This window comes from Vagococcus fluvialis (genome assembly GCF_048815235.1).
Lineage (GTDB): Bacteria > Bacillota > Bacilli > Lactobacillales > Vagococcaceae > Vagococcus.
In genome coordinates this window covers 60346-72927 of the sequence record NZ_JBMEAO010000004.1, presented here as the reverse complement: position 1 = coordinate 72927, position 12582 = coordinate 60346, and the positions used below count along the sequence as shown (strand labels likewise).

Genomic DNA, 12582 nt, shown 5'->3' with positions numbered 1-12582 from the left:
AGATTTTTTCATTAAACCAAATTATTATCTATAAAGGCTTGATACTCTCGTTTGTTTACAATATCTTCATTATTTTGATACCATGCCCACGACTCTTTAATTCCTTGCTCAAAATTATAAGTCTCTCCGATTAACTTCATTTGTTTACTAACATCAACCTCATATTGATAATCAGCAAAACTAAAGTAGTTAGTCGATTTAACATCAGAGTTCACTTGAATGATTTCTAGTTCCTGACCGACAGCTTCATAACATAATTTTACCCATTCATTAATCGTTACTAGCTCTTCATTACCAGCATTATAAATCTGTTGTTCAGGATGAGTAGTTATTAACTGATCAACCATACGACAAATATCTATCATATGAATAAATTGTAATTTCATCTCCCCGTTACCTGGAACATAAAAGGGTCTTTTCTCTTTAGCACAATCAAATACAAACGCTTCTCTATAAGCATTGTTGTACGGGCCATAAATATAAGCGGGACGAATAATATAAGCTTGAGGAACTTTACTCATTAGTAGCTCTTCTGCTTCTATTTTATTTGTACCATAACTTTGCCAGTAAGCATTTTCTCCAACTTTTTGCTCTTCTTTAAAAGGTTGTTCTAAGTCTTCTGGATACACAGCACTTGTACTAATAAAGACATAATCTTTAACAGATGGTAAGGCCTCTAGTAGCAAATTAATTTCCTCTGCCGTATAGGCGTTAGCATCTACAACTACATCAAAAGAATAATCGGCCAAAATATCACCTAAATTGTAACGGTCACCTTCAATCAGGATAACACCTTCTGATTGCTTTTTATTATTTCGATTTAATACATAAACTTCTTCTCCTTTAGCCACAAAATACTCAGCTAACGTTCGACTAACAAATACCGTTCCACCAGTTATTAAAATCTTTTTCATAGTATCCTCCTCTAATTTGAAGTTAATAGTTTAAAGATAGCAATCTTCACTAATAAATACAATTTATATGAAAAAAGTTCTCGAAAAATATCTTTCGAGAACTTTAATTGCATTATTTATTTTTTTTACCTAAAACTAATTTAGTTAATTCCATGAATACAATTGCTGCTAATGCTAAACCAATTGAAATTCCCATTTCAGTTAAACCAAATGCTTTTGGAATTGAGAAAACTGATCTTAAACCAGGTAATAAGGTTACTCCGTATAAAACGGTACATAAACTCACTGCGATAATAACCATTCTGTTAGAGAATAGACCTGCTTTAATAGCTGATTCACTGTTTGAACGTGCTGGGAATGTTTGTAATGTACGACTCCAAATTAAAGTTGAGAAGGCCATCGCCACTCCCATTTCTGGTGAAGTTTTCATTCCAACAAATTGAGCGATAATAACAGCAATACCAATTAAAGAACCACGATAGATTACTGAAACTAATGTATCTCCTGAGAAAATACCTTCGTTAGGATCTCTTGGTTTACGATTCATAATACTTGGTTCTGCTTTTTCCATTCCTAAAGCAATAGCTGGTAATGAGTCATTGACTAAGTTAATGAAAAGTAATTGTAAGGCAGTAAACGGATTAGCCCAACCTACTACTAAAGCAAAAAGAATGGCGATAATCGCACCTAAGTTACCTGAAAACAGATAGGCAATTGCTTTTTTAATGTTATCAAAGACATTTCGTCCAACTTTTACAGCACTAATGATAGATGCAAAGTTGTCATCCGTTAAAATCATTGCAGAAGCGTCTTTTGCTACATCTGTACCTGTACCCATAGCAATACCAATATCAGCTTGTTTAAGAGCTGGAGCATCATTTACACCGTCTCCTGTCATCGCTGCAATATTACCTTTTTCTTGCCACGCACGAACGATACGGATTTTATTTTCTGGAGAAACACGCGCATAAACTGTAATTTTTTCTAAATCACGTTTTAATTCTTCTTCTGTTAAAGCATCTAATTCAGTACCTGTTAATGCCATGTTACCATCTTCAGAAATACCAATTTCACGGGCGATAGCTACAGCTGTTGTTTTGTGGTCACCTGTAATCATAACTGTTTTAATTCCAGCACTTTTAGCGTCACGAACAGCATCTTTTACTTGTTCTCTCGGTGGATCAATCATTGCCATTAATCCAACAAAGACTAAATCATTTTCATCTTCTAATGTTAATTCACGATTTTCTTCTAGAGGTTTGTAAGCAAATGCTAAAACACGTAACGCTCTATTTGAGAATCCTTCATTTTTCTCTTGAATCGTTGCTAATAATTCTTCAGTTAATGGCACGACTTCACCATCAATTAACACTTTTGAACTTCTGCCTAATAAAACGTCTGGTCCACCTTTAGTCATTAATAAATGTTCGCCATCAATTAAATGAAGTGTTGACATTAATTTACGATCTGAATCAAATGGTAACTCTTGTAAACGTGGATATTTTTGACGTGTTTCACGATACGGTGCATTTAATTTTTCTGTGTAATCTAGGAAAGCAACTTCAGTTGGGTCCCCAATTTTTTCACCTTCTTCAGTGATGGCTGCATCATTAGCTAATAAACTAATATCCATAATACGTCGCACTGCTTCTGGCCATTCGGCTTGATTATCAGAAATGACGTCTGTTCCACTACTTGGCAAGTAATGATCTACCACGGTCATTTTATTTTGTGTTAATGTTCCTGTCTTATCTGTACACACAACGCTTGTTGAACCTAATGTTTCAACGGCTGGTAAATGACGAATAATAGCATGTTGACTAGCCATTCTCTTAGTTCCAAGAGATAAAACAATCGTTACAATCGATTGTAAGGCTTCTGGAATAGCTGCTACAGCTACGGCTACAGCAAACATAAAGGCATTTACAATATCAGTTGTTAAATCTTCTGAACCTCCACCAATAAAGATACGAGCGACTTGAACAGCTAGAATAACAATTGATAATACTAAAATCCAAAGACTTAGTTTTTTACTAAATAAATCTAAACCACGTTGAAGTGGTGTTTTTTGTTCACTTGTACTTTCTAACAGACCTGCGACTTGTCCAATTTCTGTGTTATTTCCTGTTGCAGTTACTAGGAAAAGACCACGTCCGTAAGTAACAATCGTTCCACTAAATACCATATTAGTTCTGTCACCAATCGGCACAGTTCCTGAAATAACTTCAAGGTTTTTTTCAACTGGAACAGACTCACCAGTAAGCATTCCTTCATCAATTTTTAAAGAACCTGCCTCAATTAAGCGACCATCAGCTGGTACATAGTCTCCAGCTTCTAAAATAACCACATCTCCAACCACTAATTCTTTAGCTAAGACAACAGTTTCTTTACCATCTCGAATCACGTTCGCATCAGGAGCTGATAAGCTTTTTAAAGCATCTAGTGACCCTTCTGCTTTTTTTGTTTGAACAACACTCACAACTGAGTTCATCATTAATACAATAAAAATAACTAATGACTCAACGTAAGCTCCCATAAACATTTGAACAACAGCTACAACTAATAAAACAATTACCATAGCATCTTTAAATGTATCTAAGAATAATGCCATTGTTGATTTTTTAGGGGCTTCTTTTAATTGATTATAACCATTTTTTTCTAATCGACTACTTGCCTCTTTCTGACTTAACCCTGAGGACTGACTACCTACCTCTTTCATCATGTCATCAAGACTGACTTGATATGTTTCCTTTTCCAATAATTTTCTTCCCCTTCTTTTCTCTTAAAAGTAGCTCCCATGTAACAAAAAAGAGACTTAAGACAAGTAATAACTAACTTGTCTTAAGTCTCACCATTTCATCTAATACCAGAAAACGACAAGTCGTTAACTTACTGTTGACATTAGCGCGACAATCTCCTTGCCACCGGTTACTCCCCTAAGAGGTAATTTGTATTATCATAGTAACAAAAAGAGGTTCATTTAGCAAATAAAAAGATAAATTCTTTTATACTTTCTTATTTCGTTTTAGTCCTAGTATCAACCAAATAATGAGAACAACGGATAAAATCGTTAATTGCAGCCATCCGTATGACTGATCCACTTTAGGTAAATTAATATTCATCCCAAAAAAACCTGTGATTAAAGTTGGAATGGCTATCGCTAATGACCAGACTGTTAAAAATTTCATCGTATCATTTAAGTTATTATTCATGATACTATCGAATATTTTAGCAATTTTATCCACAATTTTGCCTTCTAATTCTGCCATATGAACAATCTGTTCTGCTTCAATGATGGCATCTTCTAATCTTTCCTTTTCAACCTCAGATAAGTTTTTACCGAATTTAGATTTTTCCACTAAGATTAATGCCTCAACATTACTTTCAGCTGCATTTAATATGAAAGTAAGTGACTGTTGTAAATAAGCCAACTTTACTAACTCTTTATTGGTTAATTTTTTAGTTAACATATCATCTAATACATGTCTTTGTCTTGTCACTTCTCGTAAAACAGGAAAAAAACTACCCATTAAAAAATAAATTTTTTCTAACATATAAGAAGTAGGAGTATCAAGTGACTCATAGCCAGTTTCTTTTTCCATATCCTGATTCATAATAGTTGAATCACTTTCATTAAAAGTAAATAATGTCTTATCTTTTATCAAAAAACTGATTGGTTTAGTTATATAACGATTATTTTCACCAGATCTTGCTGGCATATGTAAGATAATCAATTCTTGTTCGTCAACAGGTTCATGAATGTAATTACTCTGTTCATAAGTATCTGTAACGTACTCAAGGACTTCTTCTGAAATTTTATATTCGTCCAGTAACGTATTTTTTTCTCTTGTATTTAAGGTTCTTGTTTCTATCCAATTTAGATTAGGGTTAATTTGATGTTTTGCTAGCATATTGGCTCTCTCCTCTCACCCTGAATGATTGTATTTTACTAATTCTATCATATCTGAACAAAGCACTTTATAAAAGTCTTTTTCTATTATTCAAAAAGAAAGTTCTAATAAGTAAATAAACATACTTATTAGAATCTTCTCTAATTATTTTCATTTTCAATCATTAATAAATAATGATATAAAGAACCTAAAAGGTTAGCATTATTCTTAAACTGGCATGACTCAATTCTTACTTCAACAAGAGAATTCTCCATCATAGGTAAAGAATGTCGCAAAGCTTGATATTGTTCCGTTATTTCTTTTATCAGAAGTGGTTGGACACTCATTCCACCGCCGATAACTACTTTTTCCATATCTAATACTGACTGTATATTGATGATGACAACAGCTATTTGCTGACAAAACTCTTGAAATAGTGGATAGATAAGTTCATTCTTTTTTTCCAACTCTTCAAAAACTTTGATACCATCTAACTTATCCTCTAAACCTAAAACTTGGCTAGCTTGAGTGACAAATCCTACAGCTGAACCTTTTTCTGCCACCACAGCTTGTATACCAGTCTTGTCATAACTTCCTACACCAAAACTAATTTCGCCGGCTTGAAAATGAGCTCCTTCTAAAAGTTTTCTATTAACAACTAGTCCGCCACCAATGCCTGTACCCAGTGTTAAACAAACACCGTGCTCAATACCTTTCAAACCACCTAGCCAGACTTCAGCTAAAGCTGCTGCTTTCCCGTCATTGATAATAGCAGAAGGCAACTGAAACTCTTTAAAAATATGTTCTTTTAACTTCAAACCATCTAAAAAGGCTAGAGCTCCACCATAATGAATAATCCCTTCTTTTGTATCCACTTTTCCTGGTGAACTAATTGTGACTGCTTTTATTTGCTCTTTGTATAAATCGATTAACTGATTAATTGTTGTTAAAAATGCGCTCTCATTATTTGGTGTACTAACTTTATTTGATTCTATAATTTGTCCTGAACCATTAATTAATGCGTATTTAATAAAAGTACCACCAACATCGATTCCTAAATAATTACTCATAAGTTTTCCCACCTTATCTCATTCTTATTGTAAGCATAGCACATCTAATTAAATAAAATGGGCAATTATTAACACGAAAATAGTCATTTTATGCCCTATTTGAATAACCAGATAAAATTTCCAGTGATTTGTGGTATATATGAATTATGAATAATAATGACTGCTGTTTTGAAATAGCAAGAAAGTAGGTTGTACTATGTACCATCATGAAATAGTTGATCTGAGTGAAGATTCTTTTCCTTTTAAATTAATTTTACACAACAATCAAAGGCAAGTTCCTTTTATTCCTAAACATTGGCATCGATCTTTTGAAGTGAGTTTTACTTATTCTGGAAGTATCGAATCGTTTTCAATCAATCGGACAACTTATGAGACTGCAGCTGGTGATATTCTGCTTATTAATCCTAATATTATCCATGAAATAAATGCGCCAAGTCACGCTCAAGGAGATAATATCGCTTTATCCATTTTATTTCCAGTCGACTTTATGAAGTTACATATACCTGATTTTGACAAACGATATTTTCTACAACCACAGGAACATCAACAGACTATTAAACAAAAAAAGGCATTAACTGATTGTCAGGTATTATTATCTCAAATAGTAGAAACTATGCTCCATCCTGATGAATTTTCGCCATTAATCATTAACGGTGCTATCTTCACTTTCTTATATAAGATAACAAAATATTTTTCTACCCTTGAAACTACGGCTCACACTTGGAATTCTAAATCAGACTTTTATCAAATGTCTGAGATTATTAACTTCATTGATAATCATTTTAAAGATTCTTTAACCATCTCACAATTAGCCAAAGAATTTAATTTATCTGAAGGTTATTTTTCTCGTTTCTTTAAAACTTATATGGATACTTCAGTTATGGCTTATGTCGACGAAATCCGGTTAAGAAACGCTTATCAATTACTATTAAATACCGATTTGCCTATTAATATTATTTCAGACCAATCTGGTTTTCCAAATATCAAATCCTTTAATCGTGTTTTTCGAGCCAAATATGAAACCACTCCTGCCCAATATAGAAAACTTGTTTAACAGGTCAGTATTTGACTCTTTTTATGTTTCTTTTACGCCTCAACAAGAAAGCGGTTTCTGATATAGTGAACTCATCAAAAGAAAGGTGTGTTCATTCATGAATCAAAAATCAGATGGATTGTTATTCAAACTATCCTTGTTATCTATTTCAACTGTCTTAATGTTAGCAGCTTCTATTGCACCAGCTCTACCTTTAATGACTCAGCATTATGCTAATCAGTCGCAATCTTCAGTTGAACTATTATTAACTGTTCCAAATTTCGGTATTATCTTAGCTCTTTTTGTTAGTCCAATTTGTGTTAAATTTTTAGGTAAAAAAGTAACCGTTCTCATTGGACTATCACTTGCCCTATTAACTGGAGCAATTCCACTATTTATGGATTCGTTCCAACTTGTGTTTGTTTCTCGTTTTCTATTTGGATTTGGCGTTGGGTTATTTAACTCTCTTGCTGTTAGTCTTTTAGCTGATTTTTACACTGGGGATGAATTAGCTGGGATGATGGGATTCCAAACAGTTGCTAGTGCTATTGGTGCTGCAACAGCTTCTTTTGCAGTTAGTTTTTTAGTAACAAAAGGATGGCAAGCTTCTTTTGCTATTTACCTATTAATTATTCCAGTTTTAGTTCTATTCGCTTTATTTGTTCCGATTAAAGAAAATAAACAAGTGAAAGAAGCAACGATTGTCAAAGAAAAACAAACCGTTAATTCATCTGTTTTAGTACTTACAGGACTTATTTTTGCTCTATTTGCCTTCTATATGGTCATCCCTATTAAATTACCTGAGTTTGTTATGACTAAAGAGTTAGGTTCCATGAGCTCTGTTTCAATTATAACTGCTATTTCAACACTCGTCGGGATTCCTATTGGGATTCTTTATGGTAAGCTTAATAAGTTATTTAAAGAGAATTTACTTTTAATTGGATTAAGCATCATTACACTTGGCTTTACTACGATTACGTTTTCTAATAGTTTATTACTCGTAACAATTGGTGTGTTATTAGCAGGTATTGGTTTTGGTATCACCATTCCTTTTATTTACACTAAAGTAGCTATGGTTGCACCAAAAAATTCTGTTAACCTTGCTTACACTTTTATTTTAATCGCTACTAACATCGGCGTATTTTCTTCACCACTTATCATTAATTCATTGGGAAAATTATTTAATATGCAACGAGTAGAAAGTAGCATGTTACTTGCAGTATTCGGCTTTGCTTTCTTACTTATTATCGCTTTTATCAGTCGTTTAAAAACAAAAAATACAACTCATTCAGTTGACGCTAAAGGGGAAATTTAAAATGGATATGAATAATATTGATATTAATCAAATGAGAATAGATATGAAAGAAGGAGATGCTATAAGAGATGCAGGGCTTGTTGCTCCTGAGTCTATTTTAGCTAAAAAAGACATTAGTTACGGAGAATTTGGTATCTCTAATTTATTAGACGTTTATTATCCAAAAGAGACAGTTGGTAAGTTACCAACAATTGTCAACATTCATGGCGGTGGTTTCTTTTACGGAGATAAAGAACTTTATCAATTTTACTGTATGAGCCTAGCTGAACGAGGTTTTTGTGTCGTTAACTTTAACTACCGATTAGCACCAGAGTATCTATTCCCTTCTCCACTTGAAGACACTAACAATGTACTACTTTGGATGCTCGCAAATGTTGATAATTACCCATTTGATTTAACAAATCTTTTTTTAGTTGGAGATAGCGCTGGAGCTCAGCTAACAGAACAATATGCAACCATCTCAAGTAATCCTGATTATGCCCAATTATTTTCTTTTAAAGCAGCTCCTGTAACTTTTAATGCAATTGGTGTCAACTGTGGCGTTTACTTTTTAGGGCAAGAGGAATCAGCTAAAAATGCCTTTCCTTATTATTTTGACGAACAAGATACAGATTCACTAAGTAAGCTATTCCCTGTTGAATCATTTATTACTAATCATTTTCCACCTACTAGTATTACAACCGCAACAGATGATTTCTTAAAAGAATTAGCACAACCATTAGACGCATTTTTACAAAGTAAAGGCATTGAAACAACCTATAAACTATACGAACAGCCATCTGGAGAACCTCTTTATCATGTATTCCATATTGGCCAAAAAGAAGCTATCTCTCATCAATGTAATGATGAACAAATGGCCTTTTTCAAACGATATATAATATAAAAAAACAGAGAGTGACTTAATTAGTCCTCTCTGTTTTTCATATTATCCTAATGTAATCCCACTACTTGATAAGGCTTTGTCAACTACTTCCATGACTAGTTCACTATGATCCAACTGCTTTTTAACTGCTTTCATATCGTGAGTTGAAATCATTCGATAAAATTCAGCAAACTCTTCATGCATACGGTGTGGATGAGCATTGTCATTATAAACAACTGCTTCTTCCCCATTCATTTGTTTTTCAACTTCTACAATAAGGCTTGAAGAACCGTTAATTAATATCGAACCTTTATTTCCTTGAATCGTTGAACGAATTTCAGAAGTAGAGTCTTTCGCCCCAATACAAACAACTTTAGTTTCTGGATAATCCAGTACTAAAATACCTGACGTATCGATATCTCGTTCAATATTTGGTAAGTAAATCACTTCTTTAGGTCTTCCTAATAAACCAACAACAAAATGAATATTATAAATGTTAATATCCATTAAAGCTCCGCCACCCATTTTAGGATTAAATGCTGGTAGAACTGTTCCTTCTTTAAACGCATCATATCTAGATGAATATTGAGAGTAATTACACTCAATAAGTTTTAATTCTCCTAATTCAGGCATAATCTCTTTAATTGTTTGGTAGTTACCTAAATATTGGTTAGTTATCGCTTCTACTAGTACAAGATCTTTTTTTTGTGCTAATTCTTTTAACTCTAAAAATTCTGCTAGAGTTAACGTAAAAGGTTTTTCACAAATAACATGTTTGCCATGTTCTAGTGCTATTTTAGCATATTCAAAATGTAGATGATTTGGTAAGGCCACATAAACAGTATCCATATCGGCTTTCTCAAGCATTTCTTCAAAATCAATAAAAGCTTCTGAAATATTATTTTCTTTTTGAATCGTTAATAGTTTTTCTTTGCTACGTTTAGTTCCTAAAATCGCAGTTAACTCAATTTTTGGTAATTCTTTCACCATTTCTAAAAAATGACCTACAATCATTCCTGCTCCTAAAATACCTAATTTCATGTTTACTTCCCCCTCATTTTTTATCTACCTAAATTATACCCTACTACTTTAAGAAAGTCCTAATGTGACTGAGTTTAAAATCTTTAGTTGCTCAATTGTTTGTTCTTTTGTCACAAGTTGAGGCGCACCTTTTTTTAAGGTGTTGTAAAGTGCTTGGTAAAACAAACTGTAATCCCCTTTTTCTGAAATCACTTTCTCCTCATGATAAACTCCTTTATCATCTAGATAAGTTAACGTGCCATAGTGTTCTGGTAAATCAATACCAAATTCTTGATTAGTTGGCATAAAAAATTGTTTTAAATGTTCTTCTTGGCGGTCTTTTGTTGCCTTAACAAAGACTCCTTTTTTGCCATAAATCACAAAACTTGGTCTCTCTTTTAATCTGAAATAACTTGATTTAACGGATACCTTCAACGACTTATCATAAAATAAATCTAAATCAAAGTAATCGTTCATTCTGCCTTGTCCTAATAATTGTCTAACATCTGATTGAATTGATTTTGGACTTCCAAAATAAGACAGCACTTGATCAACTGTGTGACAAGCATGTGTATAAACAAAGCTATTCGGTTTCGAATATTCTACTACACTCTCTGGTACTTCAGGGCGATAGTAATCATAGTGCATTTCAACTTCTAGTAAGTCTCCTAACACACCACTTTCAATTACTTTTTGGACTGTTAAAAAATCTGAATCAAAGCGTCTATTTTGGAAACATTGAATCATTAAATTTTGAGACTCTGCCAATTCAAAAAGTTCTTCTGCTTCTTCAACAGTTTCAGTAAAAGGTTTTTCAACTAATACATTTTTTCCCTTTAATAAAGCTTCTTTTGCAAGAGAAAAATGTGTTTTAGGTGGCGTTGATAACACAACTAATTCAATACTTGCATCATTATAAATTTCATTGATATCATTCACATACGTCACGCCATCAATAGTTTCCCAATCTGACGAATTTCTTTGATAAATTTTTTTGATTTGTATTTCAGGAATTTGTTGTGCAAACGGAATGTGATAACGATTGGTACTTTTACCATTTCCAATATAAGCTATATTTAACATGGTTTTTCCTCCACTTATTTAGTTGACTCTAGTTAAGCATAAGGGTTTAATGAAAGTAAATACTTACAGAACTCTTTAACATTTCATTCAAACATTTGGTTTGTTTGGTGAAAATACTGGAACATTATTCCAACTCATTAAAAAGAAAAGAGGTTAATTATGGATATTATTTTAGCACTCAATAAACAAGATAATTTTAATCCGACTGAACAATTTATTGCCGATTTTATACTTAAAAATCCACAAGCTATTTTAGAAATTTCTATTCAAGAATTAGCCCAAATGACATTTTCTTCAACTTCAAGTATTGTTAGATTATGTCGAAAGATTGGTTTAAAAGGATTTAGTGATTTTAAAATTCAACTTTCAGCACAACTTCAGATTAAACCAACTGACATTATTGAAGTTAATCCTAACTTTCCTTTTTCAGAAAATGATACCTATGAGGATATTTCAAAAAAATTAAGTGGTTTGTACATTGATTCTATTACTCAAACCTCTCTTCTTTATACAAATGAACTTCTTGAAAAGGCTGTTACTATGCTTATTCAAGCTAAACAAATTGGTTTATTTTCTTACGGAGACACTACAGTTCCAGCGTTAAATTTCCAAAATAAAATGATGAAAATTGGATTTAATATTCAAATGCCTAATTTACCTGGAGAAAACAGACATCTAGCAAGTAATTTTTCATCAGAAGACTGCGTTATCCTCCTTTCTTACAGTGGAGAAAGTAAAAATAGTTATCGAATTGCTAAAATATTAAAAGAGCAGCAAGTACCACTGATTGTTGTAACCGCCTATCCAGAATCTCATATTGGAAGATTAGCTGATTTTATTTTACCTGTATCTGTTAGCGAAAGTCAGACCATCAAACTGTCTACCTTTGCATCGCAAATTGGAATTGATTACGCCTTAAATAATCTTTTTTCATGTTTATTTGTTTCAAATTATGATATAAATTTAAAAAAGAGGATTACGTCAGAAGAATACTTTTTGAATGATCGATTCGTATAACACTTTAAAAGCTTATCTAGATATTTTTTAATCTAGACAAGCTTATTTTTAATGCCATTGTTCTTTTATAAACGCCACATCTAAAGATTTTAATATCCCTACTTCCCCAAGATGTTTTTCAAAATATTCTTGTCCTATTATAGATAAAGGTAATATAGTTCTATCTTCTTCCTTGCAATCTTCAATGAATCGTTTCATTAATTTATCAGAACCATTCGGATTTTCTATCTTCGTTAAAATCCTAACTCCTCCGCCTGCCATACTCCATTTTAAACGATTGATTATCTCATTTTTTTCTATTAACTCATAACTATATTCTTTTCTGTTAATCATTATTATCACCCTTTTTTAAAATTGTCAGAAAATTAATTCTTTTTA

Annotated in this window: 11 protein-coding genes; 4 read left to right on the top strand and 7 right to left on the bottom strand. The window is 32.5% G+C overall.

Annotated features, from left to right (window positions below; translation table 11 throughout):
- Window positions 1–11: 11 nt before the first annotated feature.
- The 4 genes from ACODH8_RS03880 to ACODH8_RS03865 form a co-directional block, all read right to left on the bottom strand.
- Window positions 12–914: an NAD-dependent epimerase/dehydratase family protein gene (locus ACODH8_RS03880; protein ID WP_332466571.1), complete on the bottom strand. Its 903-nt coding sequence runs from the start codon at window positions 912–914 to the stop codon at window positions 12–14.
- A gap of 112 nt (window positions 915–1026) precedes the next feature.
- Window positions 1027–3636: a cation-translocating P-type ATPase gene (locus ACODH8_RS03875; RefSeq protein WP_420504099.1), complete on the bottom strand. Its 2610-nt coding sequence runs from the start codon at window positions 3634–3636 to the stop codon at window positions 1027–1029.
- A 283-nt stretch (window positions 3637–3919) separates the two neighbouring features.
- Window positions 3920–4825 carry a magnesium transporter CorA family protein gene (locus ACODH8_RS03870; protein ID WP_332466573.1) on the bottom strand — a complete coding sequence of 302 codons (906 nt, stop codon included), beginning with the start codon at window positions 4823–4825 and terminating at the stop codon, window positions 3920–3922.
- 140 nt (window positions 4826–4965) lie between these two features.
- Window positions 4966–5874, bottom strand: coding sequence for an ROK family protein (locus ACODH8_RS03865; protein ID WP_332466574.1), 909 nt, complete (start codon window positions 5872–5874; stop codon window positions 4966–4968).
- Window positions 5875–6070: 196 nt separating this feature from the next.
- Between ACODH8_RS03865 and ACODH8_RS03860 the strand changes: the two genes are divergently transcribed.
- From ACODH8_RS03860 to ACODH8_RS03850, 3 genes are all read left to right on the top strand, one after another.
- Complete coding sequence (locus ACODH8_RS03860) at window positions 6071–6928, top strand: AraC family transcriptional regulator (protein WP_332466575.1); 858 nt, start codon at window positions 6071–6073, stop codon at window positions 6926–6928.
- A 97-nt stretch (window positions 6929–7025) separates the two neighbouring features.
- Complete coding sequence (locus tag ACODH8_RS03855) at window positions 7026–8222, top strand: MFS transporter (RefSeq protein ID WP_332466576.1); 1197 nt, start codon at window positions 7026–7028, stop codon at window positions 8220–8222.
- A gap of 1 nt (window position 8223) precedes the next feature.
- Window positions 8224–9105, top strand: a complete 882-nt coding sequence (locus tag ACODH8_RS03850) for an alpha/beta hydrolase (protein WP_332466577.1) — start codon at window positions 8224–8226, stop codon at window positions 9103–9105.
- A gap of 42 nt (window positions 9106–9147) precedes the next feature.
- Here the strand turns inward: ACODH8_RS03850 and ACODH8_RS03845 are convergent, their stop codons facing one another.
- On the bottom strand, window positions 9148–10125 hold the full coding sequence (locus ACODH8_RS03845) for a Gfo/Idh/MocA family oxidoreductase (protein WP_332466578.1): 978 nt from the start codon (window positions 10123–10125) through the stop codon (window positions 9148–9150).
- Between the two features lie 48 nt (window positions 10126–10173).
- The gene (locus tag ACODH8_RS03840; RefSeq protein ID WP_332466579.1) at window positions 10174–11187 is read right to left on the bottom strand and encodes a Gfo/Idh/MocA family oxidoreductase; all 1014 of its coding nucleotides are present in this window, start codon (window positions 11185–11187) and stop codon (window positions 10174–10176) included.
- A 159-nt stretch (window positions 11188–11346) separates the two neighbouring features.
- On the opposite strand from ACODH8_RS03840, the gene ACODH8_RS03835 reads away from it, so the two are divergent.
- Complete coding sequence (locus tag ACODH8_RS03835; RefSeq protein ID WP_332466580.1) at window positions 11347–12204, top strand: MurR/RpiR family transcriptional regulator; 858 nt, start codon at window positions 11347–11349, stop codon at window positions 12202–12204.
- A 48-nt stretch (window positions 12205–12252) separates the two neighbouring features.
- On the opposite strand, the gene ACODH8_RS03830 is transcribed toward ACODH8_RS03835, so the two are convergent.
- Window positions 12253–12537 carry a hypothetical protein gene (locus tag ACODH8_RS03830; protein WP_332466581.1) on the bottom strand — a complete coding sequence of 95 codons (285 nt, stop codon included), beginning with the start codon at window positions 12535–12537 and terminating at the stop codon, window positions 12253–12255.
- Window positions 12538–12582: the final 45 nt, after the last annotated feature.

What these genes read in the sequence shown, in the direction of transcription:
- ACODH8_RS03880 (WP_332466571.1), bottom strand. Translation starts at nt 914, where the DNA reads ATGAAAAAGATTTTAATAACTGGTGGAACGGTATTTGTTAGTCGAACG.
- ACODH8_RS03875 (WP_420504099.1), bottom strand. Translation starts at nt 3,636, where the DNA reads ATGATGAAAGAGGTAGGTAGTCAGTCCTCAGGGTTAAGTCAGAAAGAG.
- ACODH8_RS03870 (WP_332466573.1), bottom strand. Translation starts at nt 4,825, where the DNA reads ATGCTAGCAAAACATCAAATTAACCCTAATCTAAATTGGATAGAAACA.
- ACODH8_RS03865 (WP_332466574.1), bottom strand. Translation starts at nt 5,874, where the DNA reads ATGAGTAATTATTTAGGAATCGATGTTGGTGGTACTTTTATTAAATAC.
- ACODH8_RS03860 (WP_332466575.1), top strand. Translation starts at nt 6,071, where the DNA reads ATGTACCATCATGAAATAGTTGATCTGAGTGAAGATTCTTTTCCTTTT.
- ACODH8_RS03855 (WP_332466576.1), top strand. Translation starts at nt 7,026, where the DNA reads ATGAATCAAAAATCAGATGGATTGTTATTCAAACTATCCTTGTTATCT.
- ACODH8_RS03850 (WP_332466577.1), top strand. Translation starts at nt 8,224, where the DNA reads ATGGATATGAATAATATTGATATTAATCAAATGAGAATAGATATGAAA.
- ACODH8_RS03845 (WP_332466578.1), bottom strand. Translation starts at nt 10,125, where the DNA reads ATGAAATTAGGTATTTTAGGAGCAGGAATGATTGTAGGTCATTTTTTA.
- ACODH8_RS03840 (WP_332466579.1), bottom strand. Translation starts at nt 11,187, where the DNA reads ATGTTAAATATAGCTTATATTGGAAATGGTAAAAGTACCAATCGTTAT.
- ACODH8_RS03835 (WP_332466580.1), top strand. Translation starts at nt 11,347, where the DNA reads ATGGATATTATTTTAGCACTCAATAAACAAGATAATTTTAATCCGACT.
- ACODH8_RS03830 (WP_332466581.1), bottom strand. Translation starts at nt 12,537, where the DNA reads ATGATTAACAGAAAAGAATATAGTTATGAGTTAATAGAAAAAAATGAG.